This is a genomic window from Micromonospora sp. KC723, assembly GCF_004348595.1.
Taxonomy (GTDB): Bacteria; Actinomycetota; Actinomycetes; order Mycobacteriales; family Micromonosporaceae; genus Micromonospora.
Map to the genome: position 1 here is coordinate 1 of NZ_SMKD01000118.1, position 17,356 is coordinate 17,356.

Consider the following 17,356-nt stretch of genomic DNA (forward strand, 5'->3'; position numbering starts at 1 on the left):
CAACCCAGCCGGTCAGCTCCCCACCAGCGCCAGCCCAGCCGGTCAGTACCCCACCAGCGCCGGCCCACCCGGTGAGCACCCCGCCGGCCCAGCCGGTCAGCGCCGCCCCGGTGAGCGGCACGCCGCACAGCGCTCCCCCGTGGAGCCTGACCGCTCCACCGTGGAGCAGCGCCGCGCCTCCGCAGCCCCTGGCCGTGCCGCCCCTCGACGACCACGAGCCCGGTCCGGACGGCGCGGCGCCGGCCGACCGAGAGGTGCCGGCAGAGGCGGTCGACGAGCCGCTGGTGGCCTACGACGTTCCCGAACGCCTGCCGGACGAGACCCGGCCCGAGCCATGGGAACCGGTCGACCAACCTCTGGCGGTCGACCAGGAGCCGACCCGGGCGATGTGGGCGCCGGTGGATCCGGTCGCGTACCCGATGGACGTCGAGCCCGAGCGGCGCGGGCGCAGCCGGGTGGTGGTCGCGGTCGTGGTCGGTGTGCTGGTGGTGGCCGTCGCCGGCCTGGTCGGCGCGGTGGCGCTGGGTGGCGACGCGGCGACGCCCGGGCCGGTGGACGACCCGTCCCCGGCCGCGCCCCGGGCCACCGGCGCCCCGCCCGGCAACCTCACGCTGCGCGACGACGAGACCAGTGTGACGATCAACTGGTCGGATCCGACCAGCGGCGGCGTGCCGTTCATGGTGGCCGGGGGTCGGGCCGGCAAGTCCCTGGGCGTGATGGCCACCGTCGACCCGGGACAGACGTCGTACACGGTCAACGGGCTGAGCGCGGCGGTGGACTACTGCTTCACCGTGCTGGCGGTCTACTCCACGGACGCCTTCGCCACGTCGGGTCAGGTCTGCACCGACCGGGAACGGCGCTCACCGGCCGGCTGACCGTCGGTCCACACCGTACACGCTCGGTGTCCACCGCATCGACGGTGCGGGTTCCGGCGCGCCCGGCCGGCCCATATGATGTCCCACGGCTCAGGGGAGGTCGCCGGGGCACGGCGCCACCGGGGAGAGCCAGACGGGGAGGCAGTCGGCCGTGGCCATCATCGACGACGCCGTGGGCACCGACAGTCCGACGCCGGCCCGGCGTACGCGGATGCGCGGTGGGCTGGTCACCATCGGCACCGTCGGCGCGTTGCTGGCCGCCATGGGGCTCACCGTGCTGGGGTTGGGCGCCGCCGACAACGCGGTGGCCAACTACGACGCCAGCAGTTGGTTGTGGAGCGCGGCGCGCAGCGAGATCGCCCGGGTCAACGGGGTCACCGCGCGGGTGGACACCCGGATGGGGATCCCGGGAGCACGCCGGCATCCGATGGAGGTCGCCCAGACCGACCGGCTGCTGGTCCTGCGCGACCTGAAGACCGGCCAGGTCAGCTCACTCGACCTGGCCACCCTCCAGATCACCGCGACCACCCCCACCACGCCCGGTCTCGGGGTGAACGTGGCTCTGCACGAGGACGCGGCCTTCGTGGTCGACGCCGTGCAGGGCATCGTCCGGCAGCTCGACCCACGCTCGCTGACCCCGGTGGGCGAGCCGGTGCGGTACCCCCCGGGCATCACCGGGGGCGCGTTCGACGGCAAGGGCCGGCTCTGGATCGCGATCCCGAGCGAGGGGACGGTCTCGGCGGTCACCCCGGCCCGGCTGCCCGCCGCGCCGGCCGGCGCGGCGTCCGCCGGTGGGGCCGGTCCGGAGCGGGTCGAGACGTACCCGGTCGCCGAGCCGAGCCACGAGCTGGTCGTGTCCACCCTGGACGACGGGGTGGCGGTGCTCGACCGCACCTCCGCGTCGCTGGTCACGGTCCGCGGCGGCACCACCCGGCGGACCCCGTTGACCATGTCCGCCGTCGGCACCCTGCCGGCCCGCACCAGCGGCCCGGCCGTGCCGGTCACGGTCGCCGGCGAGCGGCGGGTGCACGTCGTCGCCGACGGCGCGGGCGAGGTGCGGGAGTTCACCGTGCCGGGCGCCGGCGACCGGCTGAGCCCGGCGGTGGCGTGGGCCGGCCGGTTCTACTGCGCGGACGAGGCCAGCGGCACCGTGTACGCGTTCGACGGCGCCGGCCAGCTGGTCGACACGGTCACCGGCAAGGGCGCGGCCGGCCCGCTGGAGCTGGAGGTGCGGGAGAACCACCTCTTCATCAACGCGCCGGACTCCTCCGTCGCCCGTGTGGTGGACGACAAGCACCAGGTCCGCGAGGTCAACAAGTACGCCAACGACGTGCTCGGCGGCGACCCGCCGCCGGCTCCCCCACCGCCACCGCCGCCGAAGAAGCCGAAGGTGGGCAAACCGGGCGCGCCCCGGTCGGTCAGCGCCTCGGCCGGCAACGCGCAGGCCCGGGTGACCTGGAAGCCGGCCGCCGCGAACGGCGCCGAGATCATCAGGTACGTGGTGGAGGGTGACGGCCAGCGGCACGAGGTGGGCGCCAACCAGCGGGCGGTCGAGATCACCGGCCTGACCAACGGCAGGTCGTACACGTTCTCGGTGCACGCGGTGAACGCCAAGGGCGCCGGGCCGGCGCGCCGGAGCAACCCGGTCACCCCGACCGCGGCGGTGCCGGATCCGCCGGCCAGCGTGACCGCCGAGGCCCGGCCGGACGGCACGGTCCGGGTGACCTGGCCCGCCGCCAACGGGCAGGGCAACACCATCGCCCGGTACGCGGTGACCGCGACGTCGGCGGGCACCAACGCGCCGGCCGGTGAGTCCACCCGCACCGAACTGGTGATCCCCGCCGGTGAGCTGGAGTACGGCACCCAGTACGCCTTCACGGTGGTGAGCGTCAACGACAAGGGCGCCGGCTCGGCGGCCTCCCCGGTGAGCAACACGGTCGTGCCGTTCGCCCCGCCGGGGCAGCCGACCGACCTGACCGCCAGCACGGTCGCCGACCAGCCCGGCGCCATCGCCCTGCGGTGGTCCCCGGCGGCCGACAACGGCCGGCCGGTGACGGCGTACCGGGTGGACGTGGCGGGCCGGGTCAGCGAGGTGACCGACACCCAGACCACGGTGTCCGGGCTGGGCGACGGGCAGAACGTGCGGGTGAAGGTGCGGGCGGTCAACGAGGCCGGCCCCGGCCCGGAGGCCACCACCACCGCCCGCACGGTGGCGCCGCCCCGGGTCACGGTGACCGGCTCGTCGGCGACCGCCACCACGGCGACGGTCACGTTCACCGTCGACGCGGGCGGCGGGCAGGCCACCTGCACGTTGAGCACCAGCGGTGAGCAGCCGGAGCAGGGGCCCTGCTCGAAGATCACCATGTCCGGGTTGGCGCCGGGGACGGCGTACACGTTCACGGTGACGGCGAGCAACGCGGCGGGCAAGGGCACCGCGGAGCGGGCCCAGACCACCGACCCCCTGTACGGCGTCGCCACTTGCAAAAACGGGTCGGACGGTGACCAGCGCACCTACTGCGACAAGGACGTCGACGGCCGCAACGGCAACGAGATCTTCTCGGTACCTCGGCAGGACAACGACAAGCAGGTCGGCTGGGCCAAGCCCGGCACCCGGCTGAAGGCGTACTGCAAGAGGTCGGGCCAGAACGTCGACTCCTGGATCTACAACAACCAGAAGCAGAGCACCTGGTGGGTGCAGGTCGAGTACGAGGGACGCAACTACATCCCGTGGGCCTGGCTCAACCTGGAGGGCGGCGACGACATCAAGATCCTGCCCACCTGCTGACGCCGGACCACCCAGCCGAGGAGCACCGTGAACAGCCCGCAGGAACCGCTCACCCAGCCGGAGGTGCAGGGCTTCGCCGCCCTCGCCGCCCGGCTTGCCGAGAACGTCAACGCGGTGGTGCTGGGCAAGCCGCAGGTGGTCCGGTTGGCGCTGACCGCGCTGTTCGCCCAGGGGCACGTGCTGCTGGAGGACGTGCCCGGGGTCGGCAAGACCACCCTGGCCCGGGCGATCGCGGCGACCGTGCAGGGCCAGTGGCGGCGCATCCAGTTCACCCCGGACCTGCTCCCCTCCGACGTGTCCGGGGTGACCATCTTCAACCAGGCCACCCGGGGCTTCGAGTTCCACCCGGGCCCGGTGTTCGCCAACATCGTCATCGCCGACGAGATCAACCGGGCCTCGCCGAAGACCCAGTCGGCGCTGCTGGAGGTGATGGAGGAGCGCACCGTCACCGTGGACGGGGTGCGGCATCCGGTGCCGCAGCCGTTCCTGGTGGTGGCCACCCAGAACCCGGTGGAGATGGACGGCACCTACCGGCTGCCGGAGGCGCAGCTGGACCGGTTCCTGGTGAAGCTGTCGGTGGGCTACCCGGACGAGACGGTCGAGGTGGAGGTGCTGCGCGGGGCCACGGTCCGCTCCCCCGACTCGCTCAGCCCGGTCACCGACACGGCCACCGTCGGGGAGATGGTCAACATGGCGCGCCGGGTGCACATCGCCGAGCCGCTGTACGGGTACGCCGTCCGGCTGGCCGCCGCGACCCGCACCCATCCGCAGGTGCGGGTAGGGGTCAGCCCCCGGGGCGTGATCGCGCTGACCCGGGCGGCGTGCGCGTACGCGCTGATCGACGGCCGGGGCTGGATCATGCCGGAGGATCTGAAGACGCTGACCGAGCCGGTCTTCGCGCACCGGCTGCTGCTCACGCCCGACGCGCAGGTCCGGGGGGTGACCGCCGCCGAGGTGCTGCGTCAGGCGGTCGCGTCGGTGCCGGTGCCGCTGCCGTCGGGCCAGCCGTCCCCGGCACACGGCTGACCGGCCCGCCGGCATGGGGATCACCGCCCGGGGCATCGGGCTGCTCGTCGCCGCCGTGCTGCTGCTCGGCCTGGGTTTCCGGTACGCGTACCCGGAACTGGTGCTGCTCGGCACGGCGGCCGCAGTGGCGGTCGGCTACGCCGTGGTGACGGCGGCCTGGCGGCCCCGGCTGGAGGTCACCCGCAGCGCGGACCCGGACCGGGTGGCGCGCGGCGAGGCGGCCCGGATGACCGTGACGGTACGCAACGCCGGTCGGTTGCGGGCGGCGAGCCTGCTCGCCGAGGACCGTTGCGGCCCGCGCCGGGTGCCGGTGCCGGTGCTGCGGCTGCGTCCCGGTCGGGACACCACGGTGGAGTACGAGGTGCCGACGGGGCGCCGGGGCGTGGTGCCGGTGGGGCCGCTGCGGGTGGTCCGGCGGGATCCGCTGGGCCTGGTGGCGCTGGCCCGCTCCTACGGCGAGACGGTGCCGGTGTGGGTGCATCCCCGGGTGCATCCGCTGCGGGCGGTGCCGACCGGCGCGGGACGCAGCCTGGACGGCAGTTCGGACAGCGTCCCGCACGGGTCGATCACCTTCGACTCGTTGCGTGAGTATGTGGTCGGCGACGAGCTGCGCCGGGTGCACTGGCGGACCAGCGCCCGGGTGGGCGAGCTGATGGTGCGGGAGAACGTCGACACCAGTCTGCCCCGGATCGTGGTGCTGCTGGACAACCGGGCGACGGCCCACCCGGAGCGGGTCGACGGGGTGGCCGAGTCGTTCGAGTCGGCCTGTGAGGCGGCGGCGTCGGTGGTGACGGCGGCGGTGCGCGAGGACCTGCCGGTGGTGCTGCTGCTGGTCGCGCCGGGCGAGGACCGGGCCGGGGAGCCGCCGCTGGACCGGCTGACCGCGGTGGAGCTGGCCGAGGGGGACGCGGAGACGTTGCGCGGCTGCGTGGGCCGGTTGCGTCGGGACCGCCCCGGCGACACCCTGGTCTTCCTGACCGGGCCCGGTGGCCGGCACGACCTGGGGCAGGTGGGGGCGCTGCGTGGGGCGTACCCGTCGGTGCTGGTGGCGGTCTTCGGCGCGGACGCGCCGACGCCGGCCGGGGCGGCCGGCCTGGTGGTGCTGGACGTCGCCGACGGCGCCGGCTTCGCCGCCGAGTGGGACGGGGTACGCCGGTGGTGACGTCGCGGCCCTCCGCCGGTGGCGGGGCCGGTCCGACACGGTGGCTGCGCGCGGCGCCCACGCCGCTGGCGCTGGTGGTGCTGGTCGGGCTGCCCGGTGTGGTGCTGGGCCGGATGTACGCCGGTCATCTGCTGACCTGGTTGATGGTCGGCGCGGCTGTCGGTTCGGTGCTGGTGAGCGTGGTGGCCCGGCGGCTGCGGTCGTGGCTGGTGGCTCCGGTGTCGGTGGCCGCGATGGTCGGCTGGACGCTGTTCGGGCTGCACCTGGCGGCCCGGCGCGCGGCGCTGCCCGGCGGGGTCCTCGAGGTGGCGGCCGACGCCGCCCGCAACGGCATCCCCCGGCTGCTGACCGCGCTGATCCCGGTCGAGCCGACCCCGGACACGGTGCTGGTGCCGCTGGTGGCGACCTGGCTGGCCGGGTTGACCGGCGCCGAGGTGGCGCTGCGTGCCGGAAGGTCGTTGCTCGGTTTCCTGCCGCCGGCGTTGCTCTACGCGGGCGCGCTCTACGTGGTGGGTCCGAACGCGGATCCGGCGCTCTGGCCGTCGGTGGCGTTCGCCGCCGCCGTCGCCCTGGGTCTGGTGGCGTCCGGTGCGCGGGAGGCGCCGGCCGGCGACCCGGCGGCGGCGCTGCCGCCGGCGGTGCGGGTGGCCGTGCGCGTACGGCTGGTGGCGGGCGGCGCGGCCGGGGTCGCCGTGGTGGTGGGTCTGGCGGCGCTGCTCGGTCCGGCGTTGGCGGCGCGGGTCGAGGACCGGCCGGTGGATCCGCGCCGGTACGTGGAGCCGCCCCGGGTGGAGTCGCTGGACGAGAACCCGCTGATCCGGATCTCCGGGTGGGCGTTGCACCCGGAGCAGGAGTTGCTGGCCGTCACCACGCTCGCGCCGGCCGGGGCGCAGACCCGGATCCGGCTGGCGGTGCTCAGCGACTACGACGGGGTGACCTGGCGGGTCGGGGCGACGTACCGCAACGCGGGGCGGATCCTGCCGGCCGCCGAGCCGGGCCCGGGGGCGGTGGACACCGTCCGCCAGGAGATCACCGTGTCGGGTCTGACCGGCCGGTTGCTGCCGGCGGTGGCCACCCCGCGCGAGGTGACCGGCGCGCGGGTGGCGTACGACCCGGCGACCGGGACGCTGATCCGCCCGGAGGGGCTGACGCCGGGGCTGCGGTACACGGTGACGTCGGCGCGGGAGCAGCCGGACGTCAACCTGCTCGCCACCGCCGACGTGCCCGCCGGGGAGGAGGTGGCCCGGGTGCTGCGGGTGCCGGACGGCACGCCGGAGCCGCTGCGGCGGCTCGCCGCCCAGCTCGCCGAGGACAACGGCGCCCCGTACGCCCGAGCCGCCGCGATCGAGCGGTTCCTTGCCGAGCACTACCGGATGGTGGCGGACGCGCCGAGCGGGCACGCGTACCCGAATCTGAACTTCTTCCTGTTCGGTCCGCGTAACGGCGGCGGGCAGCGGGGCACGTCGGAGCAGTTCGCGGCGGCCTTCGCGGTGCTGGGCCGGTTGAGTGGCCTGCCCACCCGGGTGGTGGTGGGGTTCTCGACGCGCGGTGACGGGCCGGTGCGGGCCGCCGACGCGTTCGCCTGGCCGGAGGTGCTCTTCTCCGGGGTGGGTTGGGTGCCGTTCGATCCGCTGCCCCGCCCGGACGCCCAGCCGCGCCCGGTGGAGGAGGACTTCCGGCCACCGAAGGAGGAACCGCCGCCGACGGAGGTGCCGGAACCGTCCCTGGAGCCGACCGCCACCCCGTCGGTGGCCGTCTCGACGGAGGGGGACGGCGTCGACCGGGGACTGTCGGCTGCGGCGCTGACCGTCCTGGCGGTGGGCGTCCCGCTCCTGCTGGTCGGGGCGCTCCTCGGCGTCCTGGCGGGGATGCGCCGGGCGCAGACCCGGGCCCGGCTCGGTCGGGGTGACCCCACCGACCGGGTGGCGGGCGCCTGGCGGCACGTCACGGACGCGCTGCGGCTGGCTGGCCGGCCGGTCGACGGGGACCTGGCCGCCACCGAGGTCGCGCTCCACGCCCGGCAGGTCCTCGTCGAGGCGCGCGCCGCCCGCGCCGGACGGCGAACCGGCGGCGCCGAGGTCCCTGCCCCAGCCGTCGAACCCACCCGGGGCGGTGGCGGTGGGGCTGCCGGTGTGCTGCTCGCCGCCGCGCCGACCCTACCCGCCGCGGCGACGCCCGGGGTGGAGGAGTTGGCCGGGCTGCTCAACCAGGCTGCCTTCGCTCCCGGCATGCTGACCGTCGCGCAGGCGGACCGGGCGACGACGGAGGCGACCGCCTACGTGGCCGCGCTGCGCGCCGCTCGACCGTGGTGGCGCCGCCTCGTCTGGTCCGTCCACCCCGCCCCGCTGCGCTGGCGGCGCTGACCCGTCCGGCACACGCCGTCCCCGCGGAACCACGTGCCGGCGCGACGTGGGCCGGATCCGGCCATTGCCCACGCCAGAGCCCGCCGGGATGTTACGAACGCGGGGTGGACCGGACGGCGGGGGTACGGCGGTGAGAGCCGAGGACGGGAAACCGGTCGCGACGACCCGCTCGTCCCAGCGGGCCACGCTGCTGGAGCTCTTCTTCGACCTGGTCTACATCTTCGCGCTGACCCGGATCTCGTTCCGGGCCTTCGAGGACCTCGCCCTGAATCCGCATGGCACCGACGGCTGGGAGCCGATCATCGGGGGCGGCAAGACGTTGCTGCTGCTGCTCGCGCTGTGGGCGGTCTGGCAGGGCACCGCCTGGACGACCAGCCGCTACGATCCCCGGAACAGCTGGTTGCAGGCGCTGGTGTTCACGGCGTTGGCGTCGAGCATGGTGATGGGGGTGGCGATCCCCCGCGCGTTCACCGAGGCCGGGATGGCGTTCGCGGTGGCGTACGTTGTGGCGCAGGTGTCCCGCCCGGGGATCCTGCTGCTGGCGTTGGGGCGGCAGCACCGCCGCCAGCTCAAGCTGCGGATGCTGATCACCTTCAGCGTCACCGGGACGCTGTGGATCGCCGGCGCGCTGCTACCGACCGGCACCCGGGTGATGCTGTGGGCGTCGGCGCTGGCGCTGGAGTACCTCGCGTCCCGGTCCGACTGGCCGGTGCCGGGGCTGGGCCGCTCCACGATCAGCCGCTGGGACATCGCCGGCGAGCACCTGGCGGAGCGGTACCAGCAGTTCTTCCTCATCGCGCTCGGCGAGACGGTCCTGGTCGCCGGGCTGGCCTACAGCGGCGGCCCGTACGACCCGGCCCCGACGGCCGCCTTCGCGGTGGCGGTCGTGACGTCGGTGCTGTACTGGCGGATCTACGTGCAGCGGGCCGGGCTGATCCTGGCCGAGGCGGTGACGAGGTCCCGGCACCCGGCGGCGACCGGGCGCTCGGCGGCGGACACCCACCTGCTGATGGTGGTGGGGTTGGTGGCGACGGCGATCGGCTACGAGTTGACGATCACGTATCCGCTGCGTGACCCCGAGGCGGCCTGGGTGGCGATGATCATGGGTGGTCCGGTGGTCTTCCTCGCCGGGCGGGCGCGCTTCGAGTACGAGGTCTTCGGCCGGGTCTCGCCGTCCCGGTGGGTCGCGGCGGGTGTCCTGCTGGCGCCGGTGCCGTGGCTGGTGCATGTCCCGCCGCTGCTTTCGGCGACGGTGGCCGCGGTGGTGCTGGGCGGGGTGGCGGTGGTCGACGCCCGCCGCTCGCGGGGCAAGCCCCCGGAGGAGGCCGCGCCGCCGATGTGAGCCGCCACCGCAAGTGAGGCCTCCGTCACCTTGCGTGTCGGTGGCGGCCCGGCCGGCGCTAGCCTCCACCCGTGACCTTCTCGATCGTCGCCCGCTCCGCCGACGGACGCCGGCTCGGCGTCGCGGTGGCCAGCAGGTTCCTCGCCGCCGGCGCGCTGGTGCCGGCGGCCGAGGCACAGGTCGGCGCCATCGCCACCCAGGCGCACGCCAACCTGTCCTACCGGCCGCAGGGGCTCGCCCTGCTGCGCACCGGCGTCGCCGCCGTGGACGTGGTGGCCGGGCTGGTCGCCGCCGACCCGGGCCGGGACGACCGTCAACTCGGCGTGGTGGGCGTCGAGGGTGTCGGCGCGACCTGGACGGGTCCCCGGTGCCGCCCGTGGGCGGGCGGGCAGGCCGGCGACGGCTGGGCGGCGCAGGGCAACATCCTCGCCGGTCCGCATGTCCTCGACGCGGTCCGGGACGGCTGGCTGGCCGGTGAGGCGCTGCCGTTGCCGCAGCGGCTGCTCGCCGCGTTGCGGGCCGGCGACGAGGCCGGCGGCGACCGGCGTGGCCGGCAGAGCGCCGGCCTGCTGGTGGTCGAGCGCCACGGCGGGTACGCGGGCACCGGCGACGAGTTGGTAAACCTGCGGGTCGACGACCATCCTGACCCGGTGACCGAGTTGGGCCGGCTGCTCGACATCCACACCATGATGTTCGGCCGGCCCGACCCGGCCACCCTGCTCGACCTCGCCGGCCCGGTCGCCGACGAGGTCACCGCCCTGCTGGCCGCCGCCGGCCACCCGGTCGACGCGGCCGGGCTCGACGACGCGCTGGCCGCCTGGGCCGGGCTGGAGAACCTGGAGGAGCGGCTGGTGCCGGGCCGGATCGACCCGGTCGTCCTGACCCAGCTGCGGCGCGGTGTCGCCCGGGTGCCGGCACCCCGCGAGGCGACCTGATCCGGCGTACGCGCCCCGGCGGGTGGGAAACCTCGCCTGCCCGGCCGCTGCCCGACCACGGGCGGCTCAGGCCGAGAAGGAGAGTCGGCGGAGGCCGGCCGCCACCAGCTCGGCCCGTTCCCCGGCGGTCAGCGGAGCGCGGCCGGTGGCCTTGCCGATGAGGGTGAGCGGGTCCCCGCCGAACGCCGCCGGCACCGGCCGGCCGCCGGTCAGCAGGTCGGCGACCACCCGGGCGGCCGTAGGGGTCAGCCACGGCGGCCGGCCCAGCGCCTCGGCCAGGTCCAGACCGTGCACCCCGACCTCCACCACCCGGGTGACCAGGAAATCCGTCAGGGTCATCGCGTCACCGTGCCGGGTGCGGACCAGCCGCCCCGGCGGCGCCGCCGCCACCGCCGCGTCCGTGCCCCGCCAGGCGGCGCTGAAGGCCGCCGCCACCGCTGCCGCGTCGGCCGGTCGGCGGGCCTCCCGGCGGGCGCTGTCGATCCGGGCGGCGTCCACCTGCGGGGCGAACTTGGCGATGCCGAAGTAGCCGGCGGCGTCCACCTCGGCCCGGGGCGGGGCCGGCGCGGCGAGCATGTCGACCAGACGCCCGGCGCCGGTGCTGACGTGTGCGACGAGGTCCCGTACCGACCAGGGCGGACAGCGGGTGGGGCGGTCCAGGTCCGCCTCGTCCACCGCGCCCAGGATGCCGTCCAGCCGGACGCACTCGTCCCGGAACGCCGCCCGTACCGTCTCCACCCGCATCCCCTCCGCGCCTCACCCTCTCACGCGGTTTCGCCACCCCGCCGCCGGGTACGCGCCGGGCCGACGAGAGGGGGCGGGCAACAAATGGCCGGCATCATGCTGCGCAGCACCGCGTTCACCGACCACGACCAGTTGCCGGGGCGGTTCGCCCGGGACGGCGGGAACGTCTCGCCGCCGTTGCAGTGGTCCGACGTGCCGGAGCGGGCGGTCGAACTGCTGCTGCTGGTGGAGGACCCGGACGCGGGTCGCAGTCCGTTCCTGCACTGGCTCGTCACCGGCATCTCGCCGACCTCCGAGGGGGTCGCCGAGGGCGCGGTGCCCGAAGGCGGCCGGGAGTGGCCGAACGGCTTCGGCACGACCGGCTGGGGTGGGCCGCAGCCGCCCCGGGGCGCGGAGGCACACCGGTACTTCTTCCGGCTGTACGCGCTGGAACGCCCGCTGGACCTGGCCGACGCCCCGCAGGCGGCGGACGTGCACGCCGCGCTCGCCGGCCGTGAGCTGGCCAGCGGGACCATGGTGGGCACGTACCGGCGCTGAGGGTCAGCCCTTGTGGCGCGGCACCAACCGGTGCACCGAGAGCAGCACCAGCGCCGTCACCACGCCCATCGTCCCGGCGATGCCGGCGGCGCTGCCCGCGTACCCGATGAACAGGGTCCGGCGGGTCAGCTCCTCGACGGCGATCTGCTGCTGTTCGAGCAGCGAGGACACGGCCAGCCCGGAGACGACGACGGCGGCCAGGCCGCCGAGCCCCAGCACCGCGGCGGCGAGGCCGTGCGCGTCCTCGCTGGCGACCTGCGCCTGCTCCCGCTGGAACACCAGCAGCACCAACCCGGCCAGCGCCGCCCAGACCCCGACGACCAGGAACGCGGCCACCGCGTCGCTGGGCCGGTGCCAGCCGGCGGAGAGGGTGGCCACGCCGGCGACGGCCGCGTACGCGCCGCCGAGGAACGCCGCGAGCGGGCGCACCTTGGGCGGTAGCACCAGCACCAGCGCCAGCGCCACCGACGCGGCGACGGTGGCGTGCCCGCTGGGCAGGCTGTTGCCGACCGCGTCCCGTTGCGGGTCGATGCCGAGCGCGGGCCGGTCGAGCCCGTACTTGAGCAGTTGGGTGGTGACGTTGGCGCCGGCGATGAGCAGGGTGGCCCCGAGTGCGAGCGCCCTGCGCCCCCGGATCAGCGCGATGAAACCGATCACCACGGTGGCCGTCAGCAGGGAGACCACCGACATCGCGTTGAGGACCCGGTCGACGAGACCCTCGATGCGCTGCTGGCCGATGCGGTTGCCGGTCAACGCGACGGTGTCGAGCCACTGGCCGGTCCCGGTGTGCACCGCCAACCGCCAGAGCAGGGCGAACGCGGCCGCCTGGGCCAGCGCCAGTACGACCAACCAGACCGCCGTCCCGCCCCTCGCCGTCTCGCGCACCCGCACACCGTAGCGGTCCACCCGGCAGGTCGCTCGGGGGACCACCGACGCGGCCCGGCTACCGTGGTGCCGGACCACGGGAGGCGCGGGTGGACAGCACGTCGGAGCAGAAGCGGTCGGAGCAGGAGCGGCCCACCGTGGACCGGCCGGAGTCGCTGGCGGATCTGCTCGGCGGGCGCCGGGGCGCGGTGGACGCCACCGTGCCGCCGGTGGCGTTCACGCTCGGCTGGCTGCTGGCCGGTCGGTCCGTCGTCGGCGGGGTGGCGGTGGCCGTGCTGGCCGGCTCGGCGGTGGCGCTCTGGCGGGTGCGGCGCGGGGACCGGCCCCGGTCGGTGCTGGTCGGATTGCTGGCGGTCTGCCTCGCCGCGCTGATCGCCCTGCGCACCGGGCGGGCGGTCGACTTCTTCCTGGTGCAGCTCTTCTCCAACGCGGCCAGCGCGCTGGTGTGGGTGGTCAGCATCGTGGTGCGTTGGCCGCTGCTCGGGGTGCTGGTCGGGGTGGCGCTTGGGCAGCGGGGGCGGTGGCGCCGGGATCGGGCGCTGCTGCGGGCGTACTCGCGGGGCAGCTGGGTGTGGGCGGCGACGTACGCGGTGCGGTTGGCGGTGTTCCTGCCGCTGTACCTGGGCAGTCAGGTGGTCGCCCTGACCGTGGCCCGGGCGGCGCTGAGCTGGCCGCTGGTGGCTGCGGCGCTGACCGTGAGCTGGCTGGTGATCCGGCGGTCGCTGCCGGCCGGTCACCCGGGACTGCGGCACCCGGTGCCGCCGACGGGCTCCTGAGCGGGCCGGAACGTCAAGGGAGAGGCCGCCACGGGGGGAGCGGCCTCTCCGGGAAACACGGTACTCCGTCGAGGGACGTCCTGTGATATCACGACGTCGTCTTTTTTCGCCACGGCCACACGACGGCACGGAAGGCGGGCAGTGGGGTGGGCCTCGCGTCCGCTGCGTCGACCAGACGGTCGACCCACCCCCGGCCTGACCGTGGGAATCAGGCCGCCCGCCGACCGGGCGGTCCGCTCCCCCGGGCCCGGTCGGCCTCCGGGTGGGTGGCGCCGCGCCACCCACCCGGAAGGGTCAGATCACCCGTTCGGGAAGAGGTGGCCGTAGTCGGCGTACGCCATGGCGACGTCGGCCTGTGCCCAGAACCGGTGGTAGTTGAAGGTCGGCTCGGCCCCACCCTTGAGGTAGGCCTCGACCTTCGGCCAGTCGGGGTCGTTCTTGTAGAACGACCGGATGTCGAGGAAGCTCTTGCCGGCGGCGATGGCGTCGCCGTTGGCCATCTTGCCGGTCCAGCCCGGCGGGATGTAGAGGCCCTGCCCGGTGGCGGCGTCGTAGACGTCGTCGAAGCGCCGGTAGTCGCCGCGCTTCTCCGGCATCGAGACGCCCTTGGCGTCGCTGGCCGCGTGCAGCGCGTCCAGCAGGCCCTTGGCGGTGTTCTTCGCCGCCGCGTTGCCGGACTTGGCCGCGTACGCGATCAGGGTCCGGGCGTAGGCCGAGGCGACCCCGACGTCCTGGCCCCTCACCGTCACCTCGACGTGCAGGTTGGTGTTGGGCTGCGGGTTGCTGGGGTTCCAGTTGTTGGGCTGGCCGGTCCACTTCATGTCCGACGGGATGGACCAGTTGGCGCCCAGGGTGGTGTTGGCGATGGCCCACGGCACCCACTTGTCCAGCAGCGCCTTGGCCTTGGCGTTGCCGGTCTCCAGGTACAGCTCGGCGATCCGCTGCATCGACCAGACCTGCATGCCGAACCACTGGTTCGACGGCGGGTCGTTGTAGACCGGGTCGACGTCGTAGAACATGCCGTAGAAGGTGGCGGTGCCGGCCGGCGGCTGGGCGTAGCTGCCCTCCCAGCTGTTGGTGGCGCCACCGGCGATGCCGCCCTCGGCGGACTGGAGCCAGGTGTAGAACTCCAGCTGCCGTTCGAAGCTCTTCTGCCAGTCGCTGACCGCGGTCGGCGACTTCGGCTTGAGCTCGTTGACGTTGGTCAGCGCCCACGCCGCGAACGGGTTCTGGTAGCCGAAGTGGCTGTGGCTGGAGCCGATCCGCCACGACCAGTTCTGGCCGGGCTCGTACGCGCCGCCCCAGGCGTAGTACCAGGACATCAGGTAGTGCGCGGAGTCCCGGCCGGTGCCGGCCGGGCAGGTGGTGGCGCCGACGCAGTTGCCGATCTTCTTGAAGTACTTGTCGAACATCGCGTAGCGCAGGTAGTCACCCATCTTGGCGGCCTTGGCGACGGTCGCCGCCACGTCGGCCTGCTTGCCCTGGGCCTTGGCCCAGGTCAGCGCCCAGTACGCGGCCTGCACGGCGCGGGCGTCGGCGTCCGGGGCGTTGGTGTACTTCCACTGCTTGGCCGGGGCGTTCGACTCCTTGACGAACAGGTCGAGGTAGCCGTACTGGCCGCCGTGCTTGAAGGTGTCGCAGGACGGCTGCGGCACGGTCTCCCAGACCGACTCCTGGGTGCCCCGCTGGAAGGTGTTGATGTACGCCGGCCGGGTGGTGCCGTCGCCGCAGCGGCCGTAGCCGTAGACGTTGTCCACGTCCAGCAGCCAGTGCATGCCGTAGATGTCCCCGGTGCCGTAGGTGGACTGCAGTTCGCCGCGGAGCGGGTCCTGCCCGACCGCGACGTTGGCCTGCAACTGGGACGGGTACTGGCTGGGCAGCGGGTGCTCGGCGGCGTACTGCGCGGTGCCCGCGGCGCCGGCGGTGGGCTGGTCGGCCGAGGACGGGATGATGTACTTCTCCATCACCGTCCAGGAGTTGTTGAACGGCGCCCAGTTCTGGGTGACCCGACCGTAGTTGGCCTCCAGCCAGAGCCAGAAGCTGAACGCCTCCGAGGTGGTCTCGTGGCCGTGGTCGGGCGCTTCGACGATCAGCGTCTCGATCGAGTGGTAGGGCACGCCCTCGGGGCTGAAGTACCCGGAGTTCTTGATCTTGCCGTACTGGTCGAGGAAGCGCTTGATGTACGCGTTGTCGCCACCCGGGGTGTCGTTGTCGATCTCGGTGACGGTGATCGCGAGCGGGGCGTAGCCGGTGGCCGCGGCGGTGATGGTGGCGGTGCCGCCGACCGTGTCGGAGTCCTCCGCCGCCGAGACCGTGGCGGTCACCCCGGCGCTCCAGTTGCTCGGCGTCAGCACGACGGTGCCCGGCGAGACGGTGACGTCGGTGTCCCCGGTGCGGGACAGGGTCACCGGGACGTTGCCGCTGGGGGCCGCGCTGAGTTTCAGGTTGAAGGTGGCCGTGCCACCCTCGGTGACACTGACCGCGGACGGGGTGGCCACCAGGACCGGACCCGTGGCGGCGGTGACCGTGAACGCCCGCTCGGCGATCGCGCTGGCTTCGGCGTTGTCGTACGCCTTGGCCTGCACCGTGTAGTTGCCGGCCGGCAGGTCCTCCAGGGTGTAGCCGTACGGCGCGGTGGTGTCGGTGTTGACCAGCAGGCCGTTACGGTAGAACTCGACCTTGCTGATCGTCCCGTCCGGGTCGCTGGCGGTGGCGGTCAACGGCACGTCCGCCGGCGCCTCGAACGGGCCGGCGGGCACGCTCAGGGCCACCCTCGGCGGCTGGTTGACGATCGCGCCGTTGCAGGTGACACCGTTGAGCGTGAACGTGGCGGGCTTCGGGTTGCTGCCGCTGTAGGTGCCCTGGAAACCGATCGTGGTGGAGGCGCCGGTGCCGAGGTTGCCGTTCCATCCCTCGTTGGTCGCGGTCACCTCGCTGCCGGTCTGGCTCCACTTCGCCGACCAGCCATAGGTCATCCGCTGGCTGCTGTTCGGGAACGTCCACTTGAGCGTCCAGCCGTTGATGGCGTCGCCCAGGTTCTTGATGGTGACGTTGGCGGTGAAACCGCCGCCCCAGTCGTTGGTCGCGTAGGTCACGTCGCAGGCCGGGGCGGCGTGCGCCGCGCCGGCGGGCAGGGCCACTCCAGCGACGGCGAGGGTGGCGGCGGCGAGCATCGCCGTCCGGCGACGTCTTGCCATGAGTCTCATGTGCGCGGTGTCTCCTCGGACCGGGCCGGGGCCGGGGTGGGCCGCCGGCAAGGCACCTCCACGCGAGCAGGGGTCGCAGGGGGACGGAGGCGCCCGGGATGGTGGTCGGTCGGAATCGGCCTGTGCTGCCCGGGGGCAGGGTGCCGTCTCCTCGGGGTGCCGTCCGGAGAACCGGATGCCCTCGGCGACCCACGCTCGCGTGAGCTGGCTCCGCGTCGCGATTGATTCGACAGTGTGCCATGGAAGCGCTCCCACAACAACACCGCAGGTCAAACACACATCCATGTTTCGATCTCATTTAGGGTCTTTCACAAACCCGTGACGGGCGTTACAGTCGCAGCATCGCCGATGGGAGCGCTTCCATCGACGTAGATGCAAACAGTTGGATTGACTGCGGTCATCACACCGCAGCGTACAGCCCGAGGGGCTGACGACGGGCCAGCCCGGACACCGCCGTCAGCCGTGACCCACCGACTCGAGGAGGGAGGTGGAACCAGAGCCACTCGCGTGGCCCGGCTCCCGCGCGACACGCACGACGGAACGGCCAAGTCCACCCGTGCGTGTATGCACCACAGTGGGGACGGGGGTTGCCCTCCCCCGTCCCCACACTAAACCCCCGCAGTCGAGGGGAAAAGAGGCCGACGGGACAGGCGTGCGCGCCACCCGGCCGGCCTCGTTCGCTGTCGGCACACGGTCGGTCGACCGGCCGACCCGCGGCCC

The 17,356-nt window shown here is 74.1% G+C and carries 12 protein-coding genes; 9 read left to right on the plus strand and 3 right to left on the minus strand.

The annotated features are described in order from the left end of the window. Positions 1 to 110 precede the first annotated feature (110 nt). From E1165_RS22135 to E1165_RS22165, 7 genes are all read left to right on the plus strand, one after another. Entirely contained in the window at positions 111 to 875 is a 765-nt protein-coding gene (locus tag E1165_RS22135; protein WP_243704923.1) for a fibronectin type III domain-containing protein, read from the plus strand. Between the two features lie 151 nt (positions 876 to 1,026). Continuing rightward, the gene (locus tag E1165_RS22140; protein ID WP_371687377.1) at positions 1,027 to 3,660 is read left to right on the plus strand and encodes a fibronectin type III domain-containing protein; all 2,634 of its coding nucleotides are present in this window, start codon (positions 1,027 to 1,029) and stop codon (positions 3,658 to 3,660) included. A gap of 27 nt (positions 3,661 to 3,687) precedes the next feature. Next, entirely contained in the window at positions 3,688 to 4,686 is a 999-nt protein-coding gene (locus E1165_RS22145; protein ID WP_132393685.1) for a MoxR family ATPase, read from the plus strand. A 13-nt stretch (positions 4,687 to 4,699) separates the two neighbouring features. Continuing rightward, positions 4,700 to 5,848 carry a DUF58 domain-containing protein gene (locus tag E1165_RS22150; RefSeq protein ID WP_132393686.1) on the plus strand — a complete coding sequence of 383 codons (1,149 nt, stop codon included), beginning with the start codon at positions 4,700 to 4,702 and terminating at the stop codon, positions 5,846 to 5,848. After that, positions 5,824 to 8,211 (plus strand): transglutaminaseTgpA domain-containing protein, encoded by a 2,388-nt coding sequence (locus tag E1165_RS22155; protein WP_371687378.1) that lies wholly within the window; start codon positions 5,824 to 5,826, stop codon positions 8,209 to 8,211. The genes E1165_RS22150 and E1165_RS22155 overlap by 25 nt, the downstream gene beginning before the upstream one ends. Positions 8,212 to 8,341: 130 nt before the next feature. Continuing rightward, positions 8,342 to 9,553 (plus strand): low temperature requirement protein A, encoded by a 1,212-nt coding sequence (locus tag E1165_RS22160; RefSeq protein WP_243704924.1) that lies wholly within the window; start codon positions 8,342 to 8,344, stop codon positions 9,551 to 9,553. A 71-nt stretch (positions 9,554 to 9,624) separates the two neighbouring features. Next, positions 9,625 to 10,488: a DUF1028 domain-containing protein gene (locus E1165_RS22165; protein ID WP_132393688.1), complete on the plus strand. Its 864-nt coding sequence runs from the start codon at positions 9,625 to 9,627 to the stop codon at positions 10,486 to 10,488. A 66-nt stretch (positions 10,489 to 10,554) separates the two neighbouring features. On the opposite strand, the gene E1165_RS22170 is transcribed toward E1165_RS22165, so the two are convergent. Then, positions 10,555 to 11,226 (minus strand): maleylpyruvate isomerase N-terminal domain-containing protein, encoded by a 672-nt coding sequence (locus E1165_RS22170; RefSeq protein WP_371687379.1) that lies wholly within the window; start codon positions 11,224 to 11,226, stop codon positions 10,555 to 10,557. 102 nt (positions 11,227 to 11,328) lie between these two features. On the opposite strand from E1165_RS22170, the gene E1165_RS22175 reads away from it, so the two are divergent. After that, positions 11,329 to 11,769 (plus strand): YbhB/YbcL family Raf kinase inhibitor-like protein, encoded by a 441-nt coding sequence (locus E1165_RS22175; protein WP_207917002.1) that lies wholly within the window; start codon positions 11,329 to 11,331, stop codon positions 11,767 to 11,769. 3 nt (positions 11,770 to 11,772) lie between these two features. Here the strand turns inward: E1165_RS22175 and E1165_RS22180 are convergent, their stop codons facing one another. After that, positions 11,773 to 12,660 (minus strand): phosphatase PAP2 family protein, encoded by an 888-nt coding sequence (locus E1165_RS22180; protein ID WP_132393696.1) that lies wholly within the window; start codon positions 12,658 to 12,660, stop codon positions 11,773 to 11,775. An 83-nt stretch (positions 12,661 to 12,743) separates the two neighbouring features. On the opposite strand from E1165_RS22180, the gene E1165_RS22185 reads away from it, so the two are divergent. Continuing rightward, positions 12,744 to 13,430, plus strand: a complete 687-nt coding sequence (locus E1165_RS22185; RefSeq protein WP_132393691.1) for a DUF3159 domain-containing protein — start codon at positions 12,744 to 12,746, stop codon at positions 13,428 to 13,430. Positions 13,431 to 13,729: 299 nt separating this feature from the next. Here E1165_RS22185 and E1165_RS22190 read toward each other — a convergent pair whose 3' ends face one another. Continuing rightward, the gene (locus tag E1165_RS22190; RefSeq protein WP_207917004.1) at positions 13,730 to 16,627 is read right to left on the minus strand and encodes a glycoside hydrolase family 48 protein; all 2,898 of its coding nucleotides are present in this window, start codon (positions 16,625 to 16,627) and stop codon (positions 13,730 to 13,732) included. Between the last annotated feature and the right edge of the window lie 729 nt (positions 16,628 to 17,356).